This window comes from Pseudomonas sp. PA-1-3F, from assembly GCF_021609665.1.
GTDB classification, from domain to species: Bacteria; Pseudomonadota; Gammaproteobacteria; order Pseudomonadales; family Pseudomonadaceae; genus Aquipseudomonas; species Aquipseudomonas paracarnis.
On sequence record NZ_WJZD01000040.1, the window covers coordinates 20,946 to 43,987 of the forward strand.

Sequence of the window (23,042 nt, forward strand, 5' to 3'; positions counted from 1 at the left end):
AGCTAAACCTTGAACTCAGCGCAGACTTGCCCCACTTGAGTGAGTGCTGAACGGTTTGTTACATCGCCGTAGGATTTATTGCACATTCTGTAAGAAAAATCGTGTGATGTAGTGCTCAAATGCACAAATTTAGTGCGCGAATGGGCGTCTCAGCCCAAAAATCCTGATTTTTCAGGAGGCGGGAGGGGGCGGCGCGGTTTTGATTGTTGTCTGGGCTTCACCTAATCGGCGTGCCGCGGCGAGGAACTGAGTACCTTGCCCGGTTGCCAGATTAGGCTTTTGAATCCATTGGATATTCTGTAGCCTTGCGCAGCTTTAAGCTGTACCCGTGCTTGATGAACAAAAACACTTCGTCCGGCGGCGCCCGAAGGGCTCCTGAGCCGGTGGTACACTCGACTTTCGCGCTACTGCGCCTGCAGGTCTTGCGAACATGACGCACATTTCCGAACGCCTACTGGTTCAAGCTCACCTCGACGCCAAGCAGCCCAAGGTTCTCAGCGCTGCCGAAGAGGCGAGCCTGCGAACCGCCATTGCCGCCGAGCTCAAGGCTCAGGACGCGGTGCTGGTTGCCCACTTTTATTGCGACCCGGTGATTCAGGCCCTGGCCGAAGAAACCGGTGGTTGTGTTTCCGATTCCCTGGAGATGGCGCGCTTCGGCGCCGCTCACCCGGCCAAAACCGTACTGGTGGCTGGCGTGCGCTTCATGGGCGAGACCGCCAAGATCCTTACGCCTGAAAAACGCATCCTGATGCCTACCCTGGAAGCCACGTGCTCCCTGGACCTGGGTTGCCCGGTGGATGAGTTTTCCGCGTTCTGCGATCAGCACCCCGAGCGCACCGTGGTGGTCTATGCCAACACCTCGGCGGCGGTCAAAGCTCGGGCGGATTGGGTGGTGACTTCCAGCTGCGCGCTGGAAATTGTCGAAAGCCTGATGGACAACGGCGAGACCATTATCTGGGGTCCGGACAAACACCTGGGCACCTACATCCAGCGCCAGACTGGTGCCGATATGCTGCTGTGGGACGGTGCCTGCATCGTCCACGAAGAATTCAAGTCCAAGCAGCTCGAAGACATGAAGGCGCTGTACCCGGATGCGGCAATCCTGGTGCACCCGGAGTCACCGACTTCGGTGATCGAATTGGCTGACGCGGTGGGTTCCACCAGCCAACTGATCGCTGCGGCGCAACGCTTGCCGAACAAGACCTTTATCGTCGCGACCGACCGCGGCATCTTCTACAAGATGCAGCAGTTGTGCCCGGACAAAGTCTTTGTCGAAGCGCCTACCGCCGGTAACGGTGCAGCCTGTCGCAGTTGCGCGCACTGCCCGTGGATGGCAATGAACACACTGGAGCGTACGTTGCAGTGTTTGCGTGAGGGCAGTAATGAGATCTTCGTGGAGCCGGCGGTGATTCCGCAGGCGGTACGACCGCTCAAGCGTATGTTGGACTTCACCCAGGCCGCACGATTGAAACTGGCCGGCAACGCCTGAACACAAATCAAAATGTGGGAGCTGGCTTGCCTGCGATAGCGGTGTAACAGTTACAGGTGTTTTTGACTGCAACACCGCTATCGCAGGCAAGCCAGCTCCCACAGTTGATCTGTGATGCGCTTGAGTTACTTCTTTTGCTTCGGGATCCGCACCAACTGCGTATCCGAATAGATGTCATGCCAGCTGCGTTTGTGTTTATCGAACAACGACCAGATAAATCCCAACCCCACGCACAGCCATGACGCAATCGACACCACAAAACGCAGCAGTGCCTGCCACAGGCTGATCCGCGACCCGTCGGCGTTCTGCACGCGCACGCCCCACACCTGCATGCCCAGGGTTTGCCCCGAATGAGTCCAGAACTTGGCGAAGAACCCGAAGAGCACGAACAGCAGGATCGTGGACAGCAACGGGTCACCGTCCAGCGCGCCGGATTCGGTGAGCGTGCGCATCTTCGCTTCGCCCACGAAGGCGATCCACACCAGCTTGTAGATAAATGCGGTGACGATCAGCAGTGCGGTACATAAAAGAAAGTCGTAGAACATCGCTGCCAGGCGGCGGCCCAGGCCAACGGCGGGGAATTCGCCCTGGGGGCTCAACAGGGGTTTGGACATGGCAGGGCTCTCTGGAGAAAGCACGCAGTTTACGCAATGGCGCCCATAAAAAAGCCCCTGATGTCATATCAGGGGCTTTTTGTCGCAGGTAAGGATCAGGCTTCTGCGTGGACTTCGTCAGCCTGCATGCCTTTCTGGCCCTGCACAGCGACGAAAGTCACTTTCTGGCCTTCCTTCAGGCTCTTGAAGCCATTGCCCTGAATAGCGCGGAAATGCACGAACAGATCCGGGCCGCTTTCAGGAGTGATAAAACCAAAGCCTTTTTCGTCGTTGAACCACTTGACGGTACCGCTCTGACGCTCAGCCATTTTCTTCTTTCCTTTGACGCTAAAAATTAATGACAGCCCCTTTCAAACGAAAGAGTACTGGGCTGGGTTGCAGGAAAGTAAGAGACGTCGAACGGGTTGTAGCAAACTACTTGAGCTACTGCCCAGGTCCAGGTTCCAAGCGACCCATGCAAACACAGTGGGCAAACTCTACGCCAACTAATATGAAAAAAACAAGCCCTTGTGCAGGCCCTGATTTTACTGGGGCTCATGACACTTTGTTGAATGTTCTGATACTGGCTTATTCGATAGAGTTATTCACTTGTTATAGGGCGTCAGCTATAAAAAGCCTATCGTGAATGCACTGTTTTATGGCGGTTGCGTTACAGTTTAGTGCACGTTAACGCAACCGCGTTACTTATAGAAACAGTCAATCAGCCACGGTAGTAACGTTGCGGAACAAATGGCATTTTACTTACACGCAGTGGCACCTTTTTCCCACGTACCATTGCGCAAACTTCGGTATCCAGTGCGACAAATGCGCTGTCCAGGTAACCCATTGCCAGAGGGCCGCCCAAGGTTGGACCAAAGCCCCCGCTGCAGACGCTGCCGATAACCGTACCTTGTGCATCGACAATTTCAGCGCCTTCACGCACCGGGGTACGCTCCTGCGGCAGCAGGCCTACGCGTTTGCGCGCCACACCGGTTTGCTGCTGAGTGAAGATGCGGTCGGCGCCAGGGAAGCCGCCGGCCCGTGCGCCATCGGCACGCCGAGCCTTGGAAATCGCCCACAGCAGGCTGGCTTCGATTGGCGTGGTGTCGGTGTTCATGTCGTGGCCGTACAAACACAAGCCGGCTTCCAGGCGTAGCGAATCGCGAGCGCCCAGGCCGATCGCCTGCACTTCGGTTTCGGCCAGCAGGCTGCGGGCCAGGCTCTCGGCATTGGCGGCCGGCACGGAGATTTCAAAACCGTCTTCACCGGTGTAGCCGGAGCGGCTGACGTAGCAGTCCACGCCCAGCAAACGCAGGGTGGCGAATTGCATGAAGGTCATCTGAGTGACTTCAGGGGCCAGGCGCGCCAATACTTTCACTGCCGCAGGGCCTTGCAGGGCCAGCAGGGCGCGTTCTTCGAACAGCGGTTCGATGGTGCATTGGTCGCCGATATGTGTACGCAGGTGCGCCAGGTCCTGGTCCTTGCAGGCGGCGTTGACCACCAGGAACAATTCGTCGTTGCCCAGGTTGGCGACCATCAGGTCGTCGAGGATGCCGCCTTGCTCATTGGTGAACATCGCATAGCGCTGCATGCCTACTGGCAGGTCGATGATATCGACGGGCACCAGGGTCTCCAGAGCCTTGGCGGCATTCGCGCCAGTGAGACGAATCTGGCCCATGTGGGAGACGTCGAACAACCCGGCCTGTTCACGGGTATGCAGGTGTTCCTTCATCACGCCCAATGGATACTGCACCGGCATGTCGTAGCCGGCGAAGGGCACCATGCGTGCGCCCAGTTCCAGGTGCAGGGCATGCAATGGGGTTTTCAACAGGGTTTCGGTGGACATATTCAACTCCTGAAAAACGTGCCGACGCGCTTGTGGGCGTCAGCACTCGATAATGTTGACCGCCAAACCGCCACGGGCGGTTTCCTTGTATTTGCTTTTCATGTCGGCGCCCGTTTGGCGCATGGTGCGGATGACCTTGTCGAGGGACACAAAGTGCTGCCCGTCGCCACGCAGGGCCATGCGCACCGCATTGATCGCCTTCACCGAGCCCATGGCATTGCGCTCGATGCACGGCACCTGCACCAGCCCGCCAATTGGGTCGCAGGTCAGGCCGAGGTTGTGTTCCATGCCGATCTCGGCGGCGTTTTCCACTTGGGACACGCTGCCGCCCAGCACTTCGCAGAGTGCGCCTGCGGCCATGGAACAGGCCACGCCGACTTCGCCCTGGCAACCGACTTCGGCGCCTGAGATCGAAGCGTTTTCCTTGTACAAAATGCCGATGGCGGCCGCGGTGAGCAAAAAGCGCACTACGCCGTCTTCGTTCGCGCCGGGGATAAAACGCATGTAGTAATGCAGCACGGCGGGAATGATCCCGGCCGCGCCGTTGGTGGGCGCGGTGACCACGCGCCCGCCATTGGCGTTTTCTTCGTTGACCGCCAGCGCATACAGGTTGACCCAATCGAGCACCGACAGCGGGTCGCGCAGCGCCGACTCCGGGTTCTTGCACAACTGCCTGTGCAAGGCCGCTGCCCGGCGCTTGACCTTCAAGCCTCCGGGCAAGATGCCTTCGTTGCGACAGCCGGCATCGACGCAATCCTGCATGACCTGCCAGATCTTCAACAAACCGCTGCGGGTTTCGGCTTCCGGGCGCCAGGCACTTTCATTGGTCAGCATCACCTGGCTGATAGACAGGCCATAGGTGGTGCAGTGGCCGAGCAAGTCCTTGGCGTGTCTGAACGGGAAGGTCAGGGGGGTAGCGTCTTCGACGATACGGTCGGCGCCCGCCGCGTCTTCATCCACCACGAAACCGCCACCGACCGAGTAGTACTCGCGGCTGCGGGTCTGGATGCCGGCGGCGTCAAAGGCACGAAAGATCATGCCGTTGGGATGATAGGCAAGGGGCTTGCGGATCATCGCCAGGTGTTCTTTCTCGTTGAACGCAATGCTGTGTTCGCCGAGCAGGTTGAGGCGCCCGTCACTGCGCATCTGCGCCAGGCGTGCAGCCACGGTTTCGGTATTCACGGTGTCCGGGTGTTCGCCTTCCAGGCCCAGCAACACAGCCTTGTCGCTGCCGTGGCCTTTGCCGGTGGCGCCCAGTGATCCGTAGAGTTCCACCTTGATGCCGGTGGTGGCCTCCAGCAGGTTGTCACGCTTGAGCCCCTCGACGAATCGAGCGGCGGCACGCATCGGGCCGACGGTGTGGGAACTGGAGGGGCCGATGCCAATCTTGAACAGGTCGAACACGCTAAGGGACATGGTTGTTCTCCGGTTTCTTATTATTTTCTGAAAGCCGACTCGGTCAATGTGGGAACCGGGCTTGCCCGCGATAACGGTGGGTCAGGCAACATCACTGTCGGCTGATACACCGCTATCGCAGGCAAGCCAGCTCTCACACTGGCCGCGTATCTCCCGTCAGATCAGGCGTAGCTCTCGATAGAAGGGCACGCACACACCAGGTTGCGATCGCCAAACACGTTGTCGACCCGGCCAACCGGTGGCCAGTACTTGCTTTCGATCAACGACGCTACCGGGTACACCGCTTGTTCACGGCTGTATGGGTGGCTCCATTCGCCTACCAGTTCCGCAGCCGTGTGCGGCGCGTTCTTGAGGGGGTTGTCGTCTTTGTCGAGGGTGCCGTTTTCTACCGCACGGATCTCTTCGCGGATAGCGATCATGGCGTCGCAGAAGCGGTCCAGCTCTTCCTTGGATTCACTTTCGGTGGGCTCGATCATCAAGGTGCCGGCCACCGGGAACGACATGGTCGGCGCATGGAAACCAAAATCGATCAGGCGCTTGGCCACGTCGTCCACGCTGATGCCGCTGCTGTCTTTCAACGGGCGCAGGTCCAGGATGCATTCGTGGGCCACCAGGCCATTGCTGCCGGTGTACAGCACCGGGTAGTGCTCTTCCAGGCGACGGGAAATGTAGTTGGCATTCAGGATCGCCAACTGCGACGCACGCTTGAGGCCGGCGCCGCCCATCATGCTGATGTACATCCAGGTGATCGGCAGAATGCTCGCGCTGCCGAACGGCGCAGCGCACACCGCGCCTTCCTTGCGTTCCATGGCGGCGTGGCCGGGCAGGAATGGCGTGAGGTGCGACTTGACGCCAATCGGGCCAACGCCCGGGCCGCCACCGCCGTGGGGAATGCAGAAGGTTTTGTGCAGGTTCAGGTGGGACACATCGCCGCCGAACTTGCCCGGTGCGCACAGGCCGACCATGGCGTTCATGTTGGCGCCGTCGATGTACACCTGGCCGCCGTTGTCATGAATGATCCCGCAGATTTCGCGAATACCTTCCTCGAACACGCCGTGGGTAGAGGGGTAGGTGATCATCAGTGCTGCGAGGTGCTCGCGGTGCTCGATGGCCTTGGCGCGCAGGTCTTCGATGTCGACGTTGCCGCGTGCATCGCAAGCGGTGACCACCACGCGCATGCCGGCCATGTTGGCGGTCGCAGGGTTGGTACCGTGGGCTGACGACGGGATCAGGCAGATGTCGCGACGTTCTTCGTCACGGCTCTGGTGATAGGCACGGATGGCCAAGAGGCCGGCGTACTCACCCTGGGAACCGGCGTTGGGTTGCAGGGAGATCGCGTCGTAACCGGTGGCCGCGCAGAGCATGGCTTCCAGTTCGCTGGTCAGTTGCTGGTAGCCGGCGCTTTGCGCGGCGGGGGCGAACGGGTGCAGGGCACCGAATTCGGCCCAGGTCACCGGGATCATTTCGCTGGCGGCGTTGAGCTTCATGGTGCACGAGCCCAGCGGGATCATGGTGCGGTCCAGGGCCAGGTCCTTGTCGGCCAGCTTGCGCAGGTAGCGCATCAGCTCGGTTTCCGAGTGATAACGGTTGAACACCGGGTGGCTGAGGATCGGCGACTGGCGCAGCAATGCGCTCGGCAGCGTGCTTTCGGTTGCAGCAAAGGCTGGCAGGGTTTTGCCGTCGGCGAAGATGGCCCACAAGGCTTGGATATCGGCCTGGGTGGTGGTTTCGTCGACCGACAGGCCAACGCGTTCGCCATCCACCACGCGCAAGTTGATGCGCTGGGCGCGGGCCTTGTCGTGCAGGGCTGCGGTGTGGGCGCCGGTGTGGATTGTCAGGGTGTCGAAGAAGTGTGCCTGCTCGACTTTCTGGCCCAGGGCAGTCAAACCCTTGGCCAGGATCGCGGTCAGTTGGTGAATGCGCTGGGCGATCTGCGTCAGGCCCTTGGGGCCGTGGTACACGGCGTACATGCTGGCGATATTGGCCAGCAGCACTTGCGCGGTGCAGATGTTGCTGGTGGCTTTCTCGCGGCGGATATGTTGCTCGCGGGTTTGCATGGCCAGGCGCAGGGCCGGCTTACCGAAGCGGTCTACCGACACACCGACCAGACGGCCTGGCATGTCGCGCTTGAACGCATCCTTGGTGGAGAAGTACGCCGCGTGCGGGCCACCGAAGCCCAGTGGCACGCCAAAGCGTTGTGCGCTGCCAATGGCGACGTCGGCGCCGAATTCACCCGGCGGCGTCAGCAGGGTCAGGGCCAGCAGGTCGGCGGCCACGGCGACCAGTGCGTTGGCGGCGTGGAAACGTTCGGTCAGTTCGCGATAGTCGAACACATCGCCGTTGCTGGCCGGGTATTGCAGCAGGGCGCCGAAGAACGGGCTGACGTCGGTCAGTTCGCGCTCATCGCCCACTACTACATCGATGCCCAGTGGTTCGGCGCGAGTGCGCAGGACGTCGAGGGTTTGTGGGTGGCTGTGCACCGAAGCGAAGAACGCGTTGCTGCTTTTGTTCTTGCTCAGGCGCTTGCAGAAGGTCATGGCTTCGGCGGCGGCCGTGGCTTCGTCGAGCAGGGAGGCGTTGGCAATCGGCAGGCCGGTGAGGTCGCTGATCAGGGTCTGGAAATTCAGCAGCGCTTCCAGGCGGCCTTGGGAAATCTCGGGTTGATACGGCGTGTAGGCGGTGTACCAGGCCGGGTTTTCCAGCAGGTTGCGCAGGATCGGCGACGGCGTATGGCAGTTGTAGTAGCCCTGGCCGATGTAGGTCTTGAACAATTGGTTCTGGCTGGCGATGGCCTTGATCTTGGCCAGGGCCTGGGCTTCGCTCAGGCCGTCTTCCAGGCCGAGCACGCTGGTGCCCTTGATGCTTTCCGGGATCACGCTGGCGCTCAGGGCTTCGAGGGAATCAAACCCCAGGCTGGCGAGCATTTGCTGCTCATCTTCCTGGCGCGGGCCGATGTGGCGGGCGATGAATTCGTTGGCGGTGGTCAGATTAACGGTCATGGCGCGCTCCTCAGGCTTCAGCGTTGGCTTTGATCAGGCGGTCGTACGCATCCTGATCCAACAGCTTAGCCACTGCATCGGCATCGGCGGGTTTAAAACGGAAGAACCAGCCTTCGCCCATCGGGTCTTCGTTGACCAGTTCCGGGCTGCCATCGAGCTTGTCGTTGACTTCGAGGACTTCACCGTCCAACGGCATGTACACACCACTGGCGGCCTTGACCGACTCCACGGTGGAGGCTTCGGCGCCCTTGGTATAAGCCTGCAACTCTGGCAGTTGCACGAAAACCACATCACCCAGCGCGTTCTGCGCAAAAGCGGTGATACCCACGGTGACGCTGCCATCGGCTTCGGCGCGCAGCCATTCGTGATCTTCAGTGAAACGCAACTCGCTCATGGAAACTCCTCAGGGCCAGAATCGTCTGGTGGACGGGATTGGAATAATGAGGAGTTGCTTAGCAATATCGCGGCCAATGTTATTAAGTCGTTATAGATCAACAGGTTAATAAATTTCGCGAGAAGGTTGGCTGAGTACGCTGTAGCGATTTCGCTACAGTCCGGTGCGTGAAAAAAAGCCTATGTGGATCAAAGCCTTGCATGGCGCGCAAAAAACAGGGTTGTAGCGATATCGTTACGCTGTAGCGCTTTCAGTACACGGAATGTCGTTCTCAGACCAAATCTGTAATGCGGTCTCTGTGGGAGCTGGCTTGCCTGCGATAGCGGTCTACCCGTCACTAAGGCGTTGGATGACCCGACGCTATCGCAGGCAAGCCAGCTCCCACAGTTGAACCGCGTTTATTCCGTCAGGGTTTGTTGGGAATGCCGTATTTGCGCAGGCGATGGGCGATAGCCGTGTGGGAGGTTTGTAGCCGGCTGGCCAGTTGGCGGGTCGAGGGGTAGCGGCTGTAGAGGCTTTCCAGCAGGCTGCGCTCGAAATCTTCCACGGCCTGTTCCAGGCTGTCGACTTCACCATCGCTCTGGCGCGCCACGGAGGTGCCGGCGATGTCCAGGTCACCGATGTCCACCAGGCTGCTTTCGCAGATGGCGGCAGCGCGGAAGATCACGTTTTGCAACTGCCGCACGTTGCCCGGCCAGTGGTTGCCCAGCAGGGCTGGATAGGTACCCGGCGCCAGGCGGCAGACCGGGCGCTGGATCTGCGCGCAGGCTTGCTGCATGAAGTAGCGCGCCAGCAGCAGGATGTCCTGGCCGCGTTCACGCAAGGGCGGCACGGCGACGTTGAGCACGTTGAGGCGGTAAAACAGATCTTCGCGAAAGGTGCCTTCGCTGACCATCTTTTCCAGGTCGCGGTGGGTGGCGCTGAGGATGCGCACATTGACCTTCACTTCGCGGTCGCCACCCACGCGGCGAAAGCTGCCGTCATTGAGAAAACGCAGCAGCTTGGCTTGCAGGTACGGCGACATCTCGCCGATCTCATCGAGGAACACCGTGCCCTGGTTGGCCAGCTCCATCAGCCCTGGTTTGCCACCGCGTTGCGCGCCGGTAAAGGCGCCAGGGGCATAGCCGAACAATTCGCTTTCGGCGAGGTTTTCCGGCAGTGCCGCGCAGTTCAGTGCCAGAAACGGCGCACTGTGGCGCGCACTGATGGCGTGGCAGGCGCGGGCCACCAGCTCTTTGCCGGTACCGGTTTCGCCTTGGATCAGCAGCGGTGCATCCAGTGCCGCCACCCGTTGCGCCCGCGCCTTGAGCGTGCGGATCGCCGGGGACTCGCCCAGCAGCGCATCAAACCCTTCGGCATGGTCATGGTGCAGCGCCGACAGTTGTTCGCCGATGCGGTTGGGCTGGTAGAGGGTGAGCAGGGCGCCGGCGTCGGTGATCGGCGTGGCGCCCAGCAGCAGGGTTTGGCCGTTGACGCTGATCTCGCGCAACGGCAAGCGAAAGCCCTGGTCCAGCAAGGTTTCCAGCAAGGCCGGATCATCGAACAGCTCGGCGATGCTCTCACCAGCCGGTTCACGCCCGTACAAGGCGATCAGCGCCGGATTGGCCAGCAGGATCTTGCCTGCACTGTCCAGGGCCAGCACCGGGTCGGTCATGGCCGCCAGCAGGGCATCGAGTTGCAGGTGGCGACGCTGGCCCGGAAGGATGTCGACGACCTTTACCGCTTGCACGCCGTGCACGCTGAACAACGCGTCGCGCAGTTCTTCGAGCACTTCGGCGCTGAGGGTCGGCGCATCGATATAGACATTGGGCGGCACCATCTCCACCGCATCCAGATTGAGATTGCGCCCACCGAGCAAGGCCAGGACTTCCTGGGTGATGCCGACGCGGTCGATGAAGCTGACGTGGATACGCATGGGGCGGATCTTGATTCTGGAGTGCTGAGGGTGGCCAGTATGCCTTGGAGCCGGTGGAGATCAAAATGTGGGAGCTGGCTTGCCTGCGATGGCGGTGGGTCAGTTACCGAAAATATCGTCTGACACGTCGCTATCGCAGGCAAGCCAGCTCCCACATTCGATTGGGGGGCAGGTTATTCCAGGTGTTCGGGTTTGACCGGGTCGCCGGATTTCATATCCAACTGCTGGCGCACATCCTCAAACATCAGGTCGTAATGCTTGTGCTGTGAACCGACGCTGCTATGGGTCTTGGGAATGCCGTATTTTTCGACAATCTTGGTCACATTGCTGGCGAAGTTATAGGCCTGGTCCTTGGGCAGGAAAAAGGTTTCCTTCATGTCCTTGCCCTGGATGCTGCCATGCAGGGTGAACTGCATGCCTTTGCCTTCGCGGTCATCCGTGACGACTTCGTAGTCCAGGCACAGGTCGTAGCTGACATCGTCCTTGTTCAGCGCGTGTCGCTCGATATGCAAGTGGCCGGGTTCAAAGATAGCCATAGGCGTTTCTCCTCAACTTCACAGGTAGGTGATGCCAGGTTTTGCCGTGCTGATGCGCGTGCCGGCGCTGCCCTGGACGATGGCTTCGATGTCCGAGAGTGAACCGATCACCGCGGTTTTGCCAGTCTGACGGGCGAACTCGCAGGCGGCTTGTACCTTGGGGCCCATGGAGCCGGCGGCGAAGCCGAGTTTTTCCATCTCGTCGGGGTGGGCCTGGCCGATGGCCTTCTGGGTGGGCTTGCCGAAGTCGATAAAGGCGGCGTTGACGTCGGTGGCGATCACCAGCAAATCGGCCTCCAGTTGCGTGGCCAGCAAGGAGGAACACAAGTCTTTGTCGATCACCGCTTCAATGCCGCGCAGCTTGCCGTCTTCGCCATACATGGTTGGGATGCCGCCACCACCGGCGCAGATCACGATGGCTTTTTTCTCCAGCAGCCACTTGATCGGGCGAATTTCAAAGATGCGTTTGGGACGCGGGCTGGCGACTACACGGCGGTATTTGTCGCCGTCGGGCGCGATGGCCCAACCTTTTTCGGCGGCGAGCTTCTCGGCTTCGGCTTTGGCGTACACAGGGCCGATAGGCTTGGTGGGGTTCTGGAAGGCCGGGTCCTTGGCGTCGACTTCGACCTGGGTGAGCAGGGTGGCGAACGGCACTTCGAAGTCCAGCAGGTTGCCCAGTTCCTGTTCAATGATGTAGCCGATCATGCCCTCGGTCTCGGCGCCCAGCACGTCCAGTGGGTAAGGCGAGACGCTGGTGTAGGCCGCTGCCTGCAATGACAGCAGGCCGACTTGCGGGCCGTTGCCGTGGGCGATCACCAACTCGTTGCCGGGGTGGATCTTGGCGATCTGTTCGGTGGCGATGCGGATATTGGCGCGTTGGTTGTCTGCGGTCATGGGTTCACCACGACGCAGGAGGGCGTTGCCGCCCAGGGCTACGACGATGCGCATACAGAATGTCCTTCTAGAATGATCGTTCCCACGCTCTGCGTGGGAATGCCCCACCGGACGCTCTGCGTCCGCTCTTGTGGCGCAGAGCGCCACTGGCTGCATTCCCACGCGGAGCGTGGGAACGATCAGAGTGGGGTTAGATATCCGCCAACGCCGACACCAGAATCGCCTTGATGGTATGCATGCGGTTTTCCGCCTGCTCGAAGGCAATATTGGCCGGCGACTCGAACACCTCTTCGGTCACTTCCACGCCATTGGCCAGGTGCGGATAGCGCGCCGCGATGTCCTTGCCGACCTTGGTTTCACTGTTGTGGAACGCCGGCAGGCAATGCATGAATTTCACCCGAGGGTTGCCCGAGGCTTTCATCATCTTGGCGTTGACCTGGTACGGCAGCAGTTGCTCGATGCGCTCGTCCCACGCTTCCACCGGTTCGCCCATGGATACCCAGATATCGGTGTGGATGAAGTCCACGCCCTTCACGGCTTCTTTCGGGTCTTCGGTGATGGTGATGCGCGCGCCGCTTTCCTCGGCAAAGGCCTGGCATTGCTTGATGAAATCTTCATGGGGCCACAGCGCTTTCGGCGCGCCGATGCGCACGTCCATGCCGAGCTTGGCGCCGATCATCAGCAGCGAGTTGCCCATGTTGTAGCGGGCGTCCCCGAGGTACGCGTAGCTGATGTCATGCAGCGGCTTGTCGCTGTGTTCGCGCATGGTCAAGGTGTCGGCGATCATCTGGGTCGGGTGGAATTCAGCGGTGAGGCCGTTGAACACCGGCACACCGGCGAACTTGGCCAGCTCTTCGACGATTTCCTGCTCAAAACCACGGTACTCGATGGCATCGAACATCCGGCCCAACACGCGGGCGGTGTCTTTCATGCTTTCTTTGTGGCCGATCTGCGACGACACCGGGTCGATGTAGGTGACGTGGGCGCCCTGGTCATGGGCCGCGACTTCGAAGGCGCAGCGAGTGCGGGTCGAGGTTTTTTCGAAGATCAGCGCGATGTTCTTGCCCTGCAAGTGCGGGCGCTCGGTGCCGGTGTATTTGGCGCGTTTGAGGTCGCGGGACAGGTCCAGCAGGTAATGCAGCTCGCGGGTAGTGTGGTGCATCAGCGACAGCAGGCTGCGGTTGCGCATATTGAAAGCCATGATGGAATCTCCTTAATAGTCGATAGGGTCGCGGATGATCGGGCAGGTCATGCAGTGGCCGCCGCCACGGCCACGGCCGAGTTCACCGGCGCTGATGGTGATCACTTCCACACCGGCCTTGCGCAGCAGGGTGTTGGTGTAGGTGTTGCGGTCGTAGCCAATCACCACACCCGGTTCCACGGCCACCACGTTGTTGCCGTCATCCCATTGCTCGCGTTCGGCGGCGAAGCTGTTGCCGCCGGTCTCGACGACACGTAGCGCCTTGAGGTTGAGCGCTGCGGCCACGGTTTCGAGGAAGTTGGTTTTCTCGCGCTGGATGTCGATGCCGTGGGGCTTGCTCTCGTCAGGGCGCAGGGTGAACGGCACGATCTGGTTGACTACTTCGGGGAAGACGGTGACCAGGTCGCGGTCGCAGAAGCTGAACACGGTGTCCAGGTGCATCGCGGCGCGGGATTTGGGCAGGCCGGCAACGATGACGCGTTCCACGGCTTTGTTCTGGAACAGGTTGCGCGCCAGTTGGCCGATGGCCTGGTGGGAGGAGCGCTCACCCATGCCGATCAACACCACGCCATTGCCAATCGGCATCACGTCGCCGCCTTCCAGCGTCGCGGCGCCATGTTCTTGGTCGGGGTCGCCGTACCAGATCTGGAAGTCCGCGTTGGTGAACTCAGGGTGGAATTTATAGATGGCGCTGGTCAGCAGGGTTTCCTGGCGTCGCGCCGGCCAGTACATCGGGTTGAGCGTCACGCCGCCGTAGATCCAGCAGGTGGTGTCGCGGGTGAACTGGGTATTGGGCAGCGGCGGCAGGATGAAACTGGCGTGGCCGAGAAAATCGCGGAACATCTCGATGGTCTTGCCACCGAAGCTGCTCGGCAGGTCGTCGGCCGATACGCCGCCAATCAGGTATTCGCTGATTTTGCGCGGCTCCAGGCTGCGCAGCCACGAGCCGACTTCATCGACCAGGCCCAGGCCTACCGTGTTGGCGGTGATCTTGCGTTCCAGAATCCAGTCCAGCGCTTCGGGGTTGGCGACGATGTCGGTGAGCAGGTTGTGCATTTCCAGCACATCAATGTCCCGCTCGCGCATCTTGGTCACGAAGTCGAAGTGGTCGCGCTTGGCCTGGGCCACCCACAGCACGTCATCGAACAGCAGCTCGTCGCAGTTGTTGGGGGTCAGCCGCTGGTGGGCCAAACCTGGGGAGCACACCATGACTTTGCGCAGTTTGCCGGCTTCGGAATGTACGCCGTACTTCACTTTTTCCGTGGTCATTACAGATCCTCCAGTGAACAACAATTACAGGGTCAGGAAGCCGTCGTAGAGCCCATAGGCCGCCACCAGGGCGCCAATGACCACTGCGGCGAAAATCAGCTTCTCGACGGGGGTGAAAATCGGTTTGCCCAGTTCACGCTTGGCCTTGGCGAACAGGATCGCGCCGGGGGCGTAGAGCAGGGCGGAGAGCAGCAGGTATTTGGTGCCGCCGGCATACAGCAGCCAGATCGCATAGATCAGGGCGATGGCGCCGATGAACAGGTCTTTCCTGCGCTCTTTGAGGGCGTTCTCGTAGGTCTCGCCGCGCACCGCCAGCAGCAGGGCGTAGGCCGCCGACCACAGGTAAGGCACCAGGATCATCGAGGTGGCGAGGTAGATCAGTGACAGGTAAGTGCTGGCGGAAAACAGCGTGATCACCAGGAATATCTGCACCATTGCGTTGGTCAGCCACAGGGCGTTGACCGGCACGTGGTTGGCGTTCTCCTTGCGCAGGAACTCCGGCATGGTGTGGTCCTTGGCGGCGGCGAACATGATCTCCGCACACAGCAGCACCCAGGACAGCAGCGCGCCGAGCAGGGAGATGATCAAGCCCACGCTGATCAGCACCGCGCCCCAGTGGCCCACCACATGCTCCAGCACGGCGGCCATCGACGGGTTTTGCAGCTTGGCCAGTTCCGGCTGGGTCATGATCCCCAGGGACAGCACGTTCACCAGCATCAGGAACAGCAGCACGGTGATAAAGCCGATCACGGTGGCCTTGCCCACGTCGCTGCGTTTCTCGGCACGGGACGAGAAGATGCTCGCGCCTTCGATGCCGATAAACACCCACACGGTGACCAGCATCATGTTGCGCACCTGGTTCATCACACTGCCCAGGTCCGGGTTTTTCACGCCCCAGATGTCGGCGGTGAAGATGTCCAGCTTGAACGCGAACAGCGCGATGAGCACGAACAGCAGCAGCGGCACCACCTTGGCGACGGTGGTTACCAGGTTAATGAACGCGGCTTCCTTGATGCCGCGCAGCACCAGGAAATGCACGGCCCACAACAGCACTGACGCAGCGATCACCGCCGTCGGGGTATTGCCCTCGCCAAAGACCGGGAAGAAATAGCCCAAGGTGCTGAACAGCAAGACGAAGTAGCCGACGTTGCCCAGCCAGGCGCTGATCCAGTAACCCCAGGCAGATGAAAAACCCATGTAGTCGCCGAAACCGGCCTTGGCGTAGGCGTAGACCCCGCCGTCGAGGTCAGGCTTGCGGTTGGCGAGGGTCTGGAACACGAAGGCGAGGGTCAACATGCCGATGGCGGTAATCACCCAGCCGATCAACACCGCACCGACATCGGCGCTGGCGGCCATGTTTTGTGGCAATGAAAAGATACCGCCGCCAATCATCGAGCCGACGACAAGTGCGACCAGGGCGCCTAGTCGAAGTTTTCCGGGAGTTTCAGACATTGCATGACTCCAATGCAGGAGAAGAGAGACCACAGAATAATTCCGTGCGCTAATCAAACAGCTGACTCAGATCACTTCATTGGCACATTCCATTGTGAATTAACGACTTAGGGTGAGGTTTTTGCGGGCGAACAAGTCCCGCAAAGGCGCTTGATAGAGCGCTCTTTGCTTTGTGGTTAATCATTTGGTCGAGGACATGGGTGTTGACGCTAGTTCGTATTTGCGAATGTGCAAATTTTTTGTACGTTGTTTGACTATCGCTTCATAATTAACGTATTTAAATTCTAAATAAGCCTAAACTTCCTACCTTTACATATCCTTATGTTATGACAACGTCATTAATCTGAATTACTTATGTGCGCAGTTGTCGCCCAACCGTTTATTTCGAGGAAGCTGCATGACCCAACCCGCCCAGAAACTTCGGCTCAGTGCCCTGATTGCCCTGGTGGTGGGCTCGATGATTGGCGGCGGCATCTTTTCATTGCCGCAGAACATGGCTTCCCGTGCCGAAGTGGGGGCCATCTTGATCGGCTGGGCGATCACCGCCATCGGCATGCTGACCCTGGCCTTTGTGTTCCAGACGTTGGCGAACCGTAAGCCCGAACTGGACTCCGGGGTGTATGCCTACGCCAAGGCGGGTTTTGGCGATTACATGGGCTTTTCATCCGCCTGGGGTTACTGGATCAGTGCGTGGATGGGCAATGTCGGTTATTTCGTCTTGCTATTTAGCACCCTCGGCTACTTTTTTCCGGCGTTCGGCCAGGGCAATACGCCGCTTGCCATCGGCTGCGCGTCGCTGTTGCTGTGGGCCGTACATTTTCTGGTGATGCGCGGGATCAAAGAGGCAGCGTTCATCAATCAGGTGACGACGGTGGCGAAGATCGTGCCGCTGCTGATGTTTATCGTGATCGCCGCCGTTGCATTCAAGGCGGATATTTTCACCCGCGATATCTGGGGAATGGGTAACCCGCAGATGGGCAGCGTGGTCGAGCAGGTGCGCCACATGATGCTGGTCACGGTGTTTGTGTTTATCGGGATCGAAGGCGCCAGTGTGTATTCGGCGCGGGCGCGGAAACGCTCGGACGTGGGGCGCGCCACTGTGATTGGTTTCGTGGGCGTGCTGGCCTTGCTGGTGCTGGTGAATGTGTTGTCCCTGGGCATCATGAGCCAGCCGGAGCTGGCGCAATTGCAGAACCCGTCTCTGGCCGGTGTGTTGGAGCATATCGTCGGGCCTTGGGGCGCGGTATTGATCAGTATCGGCCTGGCGGTTTCGCTGCTCGGCGCGTTGCTCTCGTGGGCGCTGCTGTGCGCGGAAATCCTCTATGCCACCGCCCAGAACAAGACCATGCCGGCGTTCCTGAAGAAGGAAAACGCCAATCAGGTGCCGGTCAATGCCTTATGGCTGACCAACGTGATGATCCAGGCATTCCTGGTGATCACGCTGTTTTCCGCCAGCACCTACACCACCCTGATCTACCTGGCTTCCTCAATGATCCTGGTGCCTTATTTGTGGTCGGCGGCCTATGCGGTGCTGTTGAGCGCGCGCGGCGAAACCTATGCAGGCTGGCAGCGCCGGCGCATGAAAGATCTGCTGGTGGGGCTGGTTGCCCTCGGCTACGCGATTTGGCTGCTGTATGCGGGGGGCTTGAAGTATTTGCTGCTGTCGGCGTTGCTGTACGCACCGGGTGTGATCCTGTTTGCCCTGGCCAAGCGCGAGCAGGGCCAACCCTTGTTTACCACCGTGGAAAAAGGCATTTTCAGCGGCGTGATCGCGGGCGCCGGGTTAGCCGCGTATGGGCTGTATAGCGGGGTATTGTCACTGTGAGACTGGCGTATCAACCGCCCTACGACTGGGCGGCGATGCTGGGGTTCCTATCGGCGCGGGCGATTACCGGGTTGGAAGCCGTGGACGCCGGGGTGTATCGGCGCAGTATCAGTGTGGCGGGCCGACATGGCTGGGTCAGCCTCGAACCGGGCGTGGGGGATTGGCTGGAGGTGACGGTCGACTTTCCCGAGCCTGCAGCGATGCCTGAGATCGAGCGGCGCTTGCGCAGGATGTTTGATCTGGATGCGGTGCCTGAGGTGATCAACGCGCAATTGTCGCAAGACCCCCTGATGGCGCAACTGGTTGCGGCCCACCCTGGCCTACGGTTGCCAGGCACCTGGGACGGGTTGGAACTGGCGATTCGTGCAGTGCTGGGCCAGCAGATCACCGTGGTGGCGGCGATTCGCCTGGCGGGCAAGTTGGTGGCGCAGTATGGCCAGACCCTGCAAACCCCGCACGCCGGTATTACCCACCTGTTTCCGACACCTGAAGTGTTGGCTGCGGCGGACCTGACTACCCTGGGCATGCCCAAGGCGCGGGGCCGTACGTTGTCTGGTGTGGCCCAGGCGCTGTTGGATGACCCACAGCTTTTCGAACCCAAGGCTAGCCTCCAGGACGGCGTTGCAAGGCTAGTGGCATTGCCGGGGATTGGAGAGTGGACCGCGCAGTACATCGCCATGCGCCAGTTGCGCGAGGCGGATGCGTTTGCGTCGGGGGATATCGGGCTGATCAATGCTTTGGCGGCTTTGGAAGGTGGGCCGGTATCGGCGCGGCAGTTATTGGCGCGTGCCGAGGCGTGGCGGCCGTTGAGGGCGTATGCGGCGCAGCATTTGTGGACAACCCTGTAGGAGCGAGCTTGCTCGCGAAAAACCTGAGAACGCCGCTGTGTATCAGGTTTCCCGCGTTATCGTTGGCGACCTTCGCGAGCAAGCTCGCTCCTACAGGGTATTAGTCACCACTGAGGCCGGTGCGAACCCAGTTCCACCGCCGGAAAATCCCACTGCAACGGCGTGCCACTGATGCTCAGCGGGGCTAGCAGCCGATGAGCCTGGCCCCAGGCTGTCTGCTCCACCACCAGGCCTTGGTCATTGATATCTTCTTCGCGCAATGCCGCTTGCTGTGACACTTGCCCGGCCTCCACCAGCAACTTCGCCGTACGCGCCAACGACAAGCGCGCCGAACCGCCGCGTCCGGAGTCCAGGCGCTCGGCCAACGCCCGGATCGCACTGGCGGCCATCAAATAGCCGGTGGCGTGATCCAGCGCCTGCACCGGCAGCGGCAGCGGTTTATCCGTCTGTTTCCAGGCCATGCCCGCCTCGGCAATCCCGCTGCTCATCTGCACCAGGCTGTCAAAGCCACGCCGATTACGCCATGGGCCGCTCCAGCCGTAGGCGTTGAGGCTGACGTCGATCAGTCCGGGGGCGATGTGCTGACGTTCGCCAAGGGTATAACCGAGTTGCTCCAAGGCATCGGCGCGGTAACCGTGGAACAGGATGTCGGCGTCCTTGAGCAACGCTTCGAACACTTGCCGGTCGTCGTGGCTCGTTAGATCCAGGCGGGCGCAGCGTTTACCCAGGGTCATTTCCGGGACGACGCCAGGTTCGTTCCAGGTGGGCGAGTCGATGCGCAGTACGCTGGCACCCAAGCCGGCGAGGAAACGACTGGCCACCGGGCCGGCCAGCACCCGGGTCAAATCCAGCACCTTGATGCCGGCCAGTGGGCGCGCTGCGGAACCGAGCCAGGGTTTGTCGGTGCCGCGTTCGAAGACCTGACGCTGGATCAACGCTTCGGCGTTTACCGCCAAGCCTTGGGGATGCTGCTGCCAGGCTTGCCAGCTACGCATCTGCGCCGCACAACCGCCCGCATCGACAACCGCCTGTTCCAGTTCGGCGGCTTTCCAGGTCGCGACTCTACTCGCCATGGCTGCGCGATCAGCGGCAGGCCCCAATACCCGCTCGGCCGCTGCGCGGTGATGGGGCGCGTTGGTGTGCAGACGGATCCAGCCATCCACGCTGGCGTAATCACCCGCTACCGGGTCCCACAAAGGCGGCACTTGCCACCCCACGGGACGAATCGACGAGGAGAACCACAACGAGGCCAGGCGCCGATCCACGCTGACGCTGGGCAGGCGCCCGGTTTGTTGCTCAATCAACTGGGCGACGGCCTGGCCCGCGGCGCCGATGCTGGCGGCCGCCAGGTCTGTCACGGCGAAGGTCGAGGGCAAGGCGCCGGCCTGGGTCTGGGGCAGTGGGGCGTGCGGTAAAGCGAGTGCGGCTTGGATGGGAGTCAGCAGGTCTGTCATCAAAGGCCCTCCGTAAGAGAAGGGCCACTATAGAAGATCATCCCACCGGTGTGGCAACCCCAGGGATCAAGGGCAGTTCGATGCTGGCGATAAAGCCGCCATCGGGATGGTTGGCCAGGATCAGGTTACCGCCATGGCGCTCGGCGGCGCGACGGGCGATGGCCAGGCCCAGGCCATGGCCTTGGGCGGTCTGGCCTGGCGCCCGGTAGAACGGCTCGCCCAATTGGCTCAGGTGCTCGGCTTCAACGCCGGGGCCGTGGTCGCGTACGCTGATCAGAATGCGCCCGCCTTGATGCTGGGCCTGCAATTCAATCGGTTCGCCCACCGGGTTGAAGCGCTGGGCATTGCGCAGCAGGTTGTCCACGGCGCGTTCGATCATGGTCGGCCAGCCTTTAAGCTGCAAGTCATTGGCAGTCGTCAGTTGCACCACTTGCTCGGGGGCACTGAGTTGGGCGTCCTTTTGCAGCGTTTTAAGCAACGGGGTGAGGTCGATGTCTTCGGCGCTGGCGTTGTCGGCGTCGACCCGCGCCAATACCAGGATCTCGCTGATCAAGGCCTCCAGTCGATCGCATTCGCGGGTCAGGCGCGGCCAGAGTTTTTCCCGTTCTTCGGGGCTGGCGCGTTCGGCCAGGGCCAGGGCGATACGCAAGCGCGCCAACGGCGAGCGCAGTTCGTGGGACACGTCGCGCAGCAACTGGCGCTGGCTGCCGATCAGGCTTTGCAGGCGTGCGCCCATGCGGTTGAAGTCGTTGGCCAGCACGCCGAACTCGTCGCGCCGATTGGCCAGTTGCGCCAGGCTGTTCTGTTGATAAGTGGTTTGCCCCAGATCATGCACCGCGCCGCGCAAACGGCTGAGTGGGCGGGTGATGGACAAGGTCACCAGCAGGCTGAACAGGGTCAGCACCACCAGGGTAATCGCCAATGCACTGAGCGGCCACAGCAGGCTGCTGCGGTGCCAGGCGTCCAGCTCCGGGTGAGGAATACGGTAGATCAATAGGTAGGTGTCGCCGGTTTTGGCGCTGGTGTACTCGGCGGTCAGGCGTCGCCACGGCAGGTGGCCGTCCTGGCTGTCGTTCTGGCGGGCTTCGAACGCGGCGGCGCGGCGCGGGAAGGTGCCGCGCACCACCGGGTCGCCGCTTTCGTTAAGCACTTGCACGTCGATGTGGTACTGGCGTTTGCGCTGCTGCAGCAACTCCTGGGCGGCGTCTTCGCCCTGGGTTTCGTAGAGCTGCGTCCACTCTTGGGCCAGGTTGTTGAGGCCAGGGTGGCGGCTGAGAATCCAGGCATCCTGGTTGAGCATGTGCCCAAGCAGGATCGACAAACCGGCAACCAGGGCGATGGCCAGCCAGAAACTCGCCAGGATACGCCAGAACAATGAACGCACAGGAAACCCTCAAACAGGAAAAGCCCAGCGGCGCGAACCACTGGGCTGGGGTGAAGCTAGGTCATTATTGCGCTTTTTGCGCTTGCTGGGCTTTCCAGGCCTGGAACTCTTTCCATTCGGCGCGGCGTTCGGCTTGTTTCTTGACGATTTCGTCGTACTTCTTCTGCTGGTCGGGCTTGAGCACGGCACGGATATCGGTCTGGGTTTTCTGCTTGCCGGCGGCGATTTCGTCCTGCATCGCCTTCTGGTCAGCGGCTGGCAGTTTGTCCAGGTACTTTTTGACCAGGTCTTTGCGGGCGTGCCATTGGTCACCCATCAGCTTGCGGATCTGCTCGCGCTGTTCCTTGCTCAAGTCCAGCTGGCTGAACGGGCCGCCTTTGCCACGCGGACCGTGTTCACCGTGGCCTGGGCCGCCCATCATGTGGCTTTCAGGACCACCCATCGGGCCTGGGCCTTCCGGCATTGCCATGGCAACGGTGGGCAGGGCAGTGGCGAACATCAAAGCGATAAGGGTCTTGCGCATGGTGATTCTCCTGTCTCTATTCCGGTGAGTCCGGATGTGAGTAGGTTACGCAGCGCAAGGTCAGCGGCGGTCAGGGGAGGGTAAAGCTTCGGTAAAGACGGGTTTGATAGGAACTGACAAAACCCTCGAGGCTGATGAGAACGCGGGTGGGAGCTGGCTTGCCTGCGATAGCGGTGTGTCAGTCACCCTCATGCTAACTGGCCCACCACTATCGCAGGCAAGCCAGCTCCCCCAGGGTTGAGCGTGATGTTTAGAGGCTGTAGTAGTAACCACGACTACGCAGCGCCACGATCCGTGGCCGGCCATCGGGGTGTGGGCCGATCTTTTTACGCAGGTTGCTGACGTGCATATCCAGGCTGCGGTCATACAGGGTCAGCTTGCGGCCCAGGGCGATCTGCGCCAGTTCCTGTTTATCCAGGGGCTCGCCGGGCTGACGCAGCAATGCTTCGAGCAGGCGGCTTTCGGAGACGGTGAGGGCGAACTCCTGTTCATCGATGCTGACCACGCCGCGCACCGGGCTGAAGCACAGGTCCCCCAGTTCCAGCTGGGTCGATACCGCGGCCGGGTGGCTGCGGCGTAATACGGCGCGCAGGCGCGCCGTCAGTTCGCGTGGGTCGCAAGGCTTGGCCAGGTAATCGTCGGCGCCCAGTTCCAGGCCGAGGATGCGGTCCAGGGGTTCGCCCCGGGCCGAGAGCATCAGCACCGGCAGCTCCGGGTGGTCGTTGCGCAATTGCTTGAGCAGCTCCAGGCCGCTGCCGTCGGGCAGCATAACATCCAGTACGACGGCCGCCGGCGCACTGTCGGCCAGGGCTTTTCGGGCACTCAAGCCGTCATGGCAGGCGCGTACCTGGAAACCTTCCTGGCTCAACCAACTGGTCAGCAGCTCACAGAGCTCCTGGTCATCATCTATCAGTAACAGCTCGCTCATGACTCACTCAATTTAGCCATTGTCGGCGGCGAAGGCCCCACCGGTGACGCCGTGAGCCATTAGGAGTGCGCCGAAA

At 60.9% G+C, this 23,042-nt stretch carries 19 protein-coding genes; 3 read left to right on the top strand and 16 right to left on the bottom strand.

Going from position 1 to position 23,042, the window contains the following annotated elements; translation table 11 throughout:
• Positions 1 to 430 precede the first annotated feature (430 nt).
• On the top strand, positions 431 to 1,489 hold the full coding sequence (gene nadA / locus GIV26_RS23385; RefSeq protein WP_003193840.1) for a quinolinate synthase NadA: 1,059 nt from the start codon (positions 431 to 433) through the stop codon (positions 1,487 to 1,489).
• Positions 1,490 to 1,614: 125 nt separating this feature from the next.
• On the opposite strand, the gene GIV26_RS23390 is transcribed toward nadA, so the two are convergent.
• The 12 genes from GIV26_RS23390 to arcD (GIV26_RS23445) all read right to left on the bottom strand — a co-directional run bounded on the left by GIV26_RS23390 (position 1,615) and on the right by arcD (GIV26_RS23445) (position 16,004).
• Positions 1,615 to 2,103, bottom strand: a complete 489-nt coding sequence (locus GIV26_RS23390) for an RDD family protein (RefSeq protein WP_034128556.1) — start codon at positions 2,101 to 2,103, stop codon at positions 1,615 to 1,617.
• A 95-nt stretch (positions 2,104 to 2,198) separates the two neighbouring features.
• The gene (locus GIV26_RS23395; RefSeq protein ID WP_034128555.1) at positions 2,199 to 2,411 is read right to left on the bottom strand and encodes a cold-shock protein; all 213 of its coding nucleotides are present in this window, start codon (positions 2,409 to 2,411) and stop codon (positions 2,199 to 2,201) included.
• Positions 2,412 to 2,803: 392 nt separating this feature from the next.
• Positions 2,804 to 3,928, bottom strand: a complete 1,125-nt coding sequence (gene gcvT, locus GIV26_RS23400) for a glycine cleavage system aminomethyltransferase GcvT (protein ID WP_054898393.1) — start codon at positions 3,926 to 3,928, stop codon at positions 2,804 to 2,806.
• A gap of 39 nt (positions 3,929 to 3,967) precedes the next feature.
• Positions 3,968 to 5,344, bottom strand: a complete 1,377-nt coding sequence (locus GIV26_RS23405) for an L-serine ammonia-lyase (RefSeq protein ID WP_236282399.1) — start codon at positions 5,342 to 5,344, stop codon at positions 3,968 to 3,970.
• 161 nt (positions 5,345 to 5,505) lie between these two features.
• Positions 5,506 to 8,343: an aminomethyl-transferring glycine dehydrogenase gene (gene gcvP / locus GIV26_RS23410; protein WP_236282401.1), complete on the bottom strand. Its 2,838-nt coding sequence runs from the start codon at positions 8,341 to 8,343 to the stop codon at positions 5,506 to 5,508.
• Positions 8,344 to 8,353: 10 nt separating this feature from the next.
• Positions 8,354 to 8,737, bottom strand: coding sequence for a glycine cleavage system protein GcvH (gcvH, locus tag GIV26_RS23415; protein WP_014719698.1), 384 nt, complete (start codon positions 8,735 to 8,737; stop codon positions 8,354 to 8,356).
• 406 nt (positions 8,738 to 9,143) lie between these two features.
• Positions 9,144 to 10,652, bottom strand: coding sequence for a sigma-54-dependent transcriptional regulator (locus GIV26_RS23420; protein WP_003193823.1), 1,509 nt, complete (start codon positions 10,650 to 10,652; stop codon positions 9,144 to 9,146).
• A gap of 173 nt (positions 10,653 to 10,825) precedes the next feature.
• Positions 10,826 to 11,188 carry a DUF5064 family protein gene (locus tag GIV26_RS23425; protein WP_057975114.1) on the bottom strand — a complete coding sequence of 121 codons (363 nt, stop codon included), beginning with the start codon at positions 11,186 to 11,188 and terminating at the stop codon, positions 10,826 to 10,828.
• Between the two features lie 18 nt (positions 11,189 to 11,206).
• A complete protein-coding gene (gene arcC / locus GIV26_RS23430; protein WP_186527757.1) occupies positions 11,207 to 12,136 on the bottom strand; it encodes a carbamate kinase in 930 nt (309 codons plus the stop codon).
• Between the two features lie 136 nt (positions 12,137 to 12,272).
• Complete coding sequence (locus tag GIV26_RS23435; RefSeq protein WP_014719695.1) at positions 12,273 to 13,283, bottom strand: ornithine carbamoyltransferase; 1,011 nt, start codon at positions 13,281 to 13,283, stop codon at positions 12,273 to 12,275.
• 12 nt (positions 13,284 to 13,295) lie between these two features.
• Positions 13,296 to 14,552: an arginine deiminase gene (gene arcA, locus GIV26_RS23440; protein WP_014719694.1), complete on the bottom strand. Its 1,257-nt coding sequence runs from the start codon at positions 14,550 to 14,552 to the stop codon at positions 13,296 to 13,298.
• A 24-nt stretch (positions 14,553 to 14,576) separates the two neighbouring features.
• Positions 14,577 to 16,004, bottom strand: a complete 1,428-nt coding sequence (gene arcD / locus GIV26_RS23445; RefSeq protein ID WP_014719693.1) for an arginine-ornithine antiporter — start codon at positions 16,002 to 16,004, stop codon at positions 14,577 to 14,579.
• 397 nt (positions 16,005 to 16,401) lie between these two features.
• Between arcD (GIV26_RS23445) and arcD (GIV26_RS23450) the strand changes: the two genes are divergently transcribed.
• Both arcD (GIV26_RS23450) and GIV26_RS23455 read left to right on the top strand, forming a co-directional pair.
• Positions 16,402 to 17,829 (top strand): arginine-ornithine antiporter, encoded by a 1,428-nt coding sequence (arcD, locus tag GIV26_RS23450; RefSeq protein WP_236282403.1) that lies wholly within the window; start codon positions 16,402 to 16,404, stop codon positions 17,827 to 17,829.
• Positions 17,826 to 18,677: a DNA-3-methyladenine glycosylase family protein gene (locus GIV26_RS23455; protein ID WP_200583308.1), complete on the top strand. Its 852-nt coding sequence runs from the start codon at positions 17,826 to 17,828 to the stop codon at positions 18,675 to 18,677. Before arcD (GIV26_RS23450) ends, GIV26_RS23455 begins: the two co-directional genes overlap by 4 nt.
• 104 nt (positions 18,678 to 18,781) lie before the next feature.
• Here the strand turns inward: GIV26_RS23455 and GIV26_RS23460 are convergent, their stop codons facing one another.
• The 4 genes from GIV26_RS23460 to GIV26_RS23475 all read right to left on the bottom strand — a co-directional run bounded on the left by GIV26_RS23460 (position 18,782) and on the right by GIV26_RS23475 (position 22,966).
• Entirely contained in the window at positions 18,782 to 20,131 is a 1,350-nt protein-coding gene (locus tag GIV26_RS23460; protein WP_057975118.1) for a CoA transferase, read from the bottom strand.
• A gap of 37 nt (positions 20,132 to 20,168) precedes the next feature.
• Positions 20,169 to 21,515 carry a sensor histidine kinase gene (locus tag GIV26_RS23465; RefSeq protein ID WP_054898400.1) on the bottom strand — a complete coding sequence of 449 codons (1,347 nt, stop codon included), beginning with the start codon at positions 21,513 to 21,515 and terminating at the stop codon, positions 20,169 to 20,171.
• 64 nt (positions 21,516 to 21,579) lie between these two features.
• Positions 21,580 to 22,038 carry an LTXXQ domain protein gene (locus tag GIV26_RS23470; RefSeq protein ID WP_034128544.1) on the bottom strand — a complete coding sequence of 153 codons (459 nt, stop codon included), beginning with the start codon at positions 22,036 to 22,038 and terminating at the stop codon, positions 21,580 to 21,582.
• A 250-nt stretch (positions 22,039 to 22,288) separates the two neighbouring features.
• Positions 22,289 to 22,966, bottom strand: coding sequence for a response regulator transcription factor (locus GIV26_RS23475; protein WP_003193803.1), 678 nt, complete (start codon positions 22,964 to 22,966; stop codon positions 22,289 to 22,291).
• Between the last annotated feature and the right edge of the window lie 76 nt (positions 22,967 to 23,042).

Excerpts from the sequence above, each read along its gene's own strand:
- GIV26_RS23425 (WP_057975114.1), bottom strand. The coding sequence starts at position 11,188 with ATGGCTATCTTTGAACCCGGCCACTTGCATATCGAGCGACACGCGCTG.
- gcvP (WP_236282401.1), bottom strand. The coding sequence starts at position 8,343 with ATGACCGTTAATCTGACCACCGCCAACGAATTCATCGCCCGCCACATC.
- GIV26_RS23420 (WP_003193823.1), bottom strand. The coding sequence starts at position 10,652 with ATGCGTATCCACGTCAGCTTCATCGACCGCGTCGGCATCACCCAGGAA.
- GIV26_RS23405 (WP_236282399.1), bottom strand. The coding sequence starts at position 5,344 with ATGTCCCTTAGCGTGTTCGACCTGTTCAAGATTGGCATCGGCCCCTCC.
- GIV26_RS23475 (WP_003193803.1), bottom strand. The coding sequence starts at position 22,966 with ATGAGCGAGCTGTTACTGATAGATGATGACCAGGAGCTCTGTGAGCTG.
- arcA (WP_014719694.1), bottom strand. The coding sequence starts at position 14,552 with ATGACCACGGAAAAAGTGAAGTACGGCGTACATTCCGAAGCCGGCAAA.
- GIV26_RS23435 (WP_014719695.1), bottom strand. The coding sequence starts at position 13,283 with ATGGCTTTCAATATGCGCAACCGCAGCCTGCTGTCGCTGATGCACCAC.
- GIV26_RS23470 (WP_034128544.1), bottom strand. The coding sequence starts at position 22,038 with ATGCGCAAGACCCTTATCGCTTTGATGTTCGCCACTGCCCTGCCCACC.
- arcD (WP_014719693.1), bottom strand. The coding sequence starts at position 16,004 with ATGTCTGAAACTCCCGGAAAACTTCGACTAGGCGCCCTGGTCGCACTT.
- gcvT (WP_054898393.1), bottom strand. The coding sequence starts at position 3,928 with ATGTCCACCGAAACCCTGTTGAAAACCCCATTGCATGCCCTGCACCTG.
- GIV26_RS23395 (WP_034128555.1), bottom strand. The coding sequence starts at position 2,411 with ATGGCTGAGCGTCAGAGCGGTACCGTCAAGTGGTTCAACGACGAAAAA.
- gcvH (WP_014719698.1), bottom strand. The coding sequence starts at position 8,737 with ATGAGCGAGTTGCGTTTCACTGAAGATCACGAATGGCTGCGCGCCGAA.
- arcD (WP_236282403.1), top strand. The coding sequence starts at position 16,402 with ATGACCCAACCCGCCCAGAAACTTCGGCTCAGTGCCCTGATTGCCCTG.
- GIV26_RS23460 (WP_057975118.1), bottom strand. The coding sequence starts at position 20,131 with ATGACAGACCTGCTGACTCCCATCCAAGCCGCACTCGCTTTACCGCAC.
- GIV26_RS23390 (WP_034128556.1), bottom strand. The coding sequence starts at position 2,103 with ATGTCCAAACCCCTGTTGAGCCCCCAGGGCGAATTCCCCGCCGTTGGC.
- nadA (WP_003193840.1), top strand. The coding sequence starts at position 431 with ATGACGCACATTTCCGAACGCCTACTGGTTCAAGCTCACCTCGACGCC.
- arcC (WP_186527757.1), bottom strand. The coding sequence starts at position 12,136 with ATGCGCATCGTCGTAGCCCTGGGCGGCAACGCCCTCCTGCGTCGTGGT.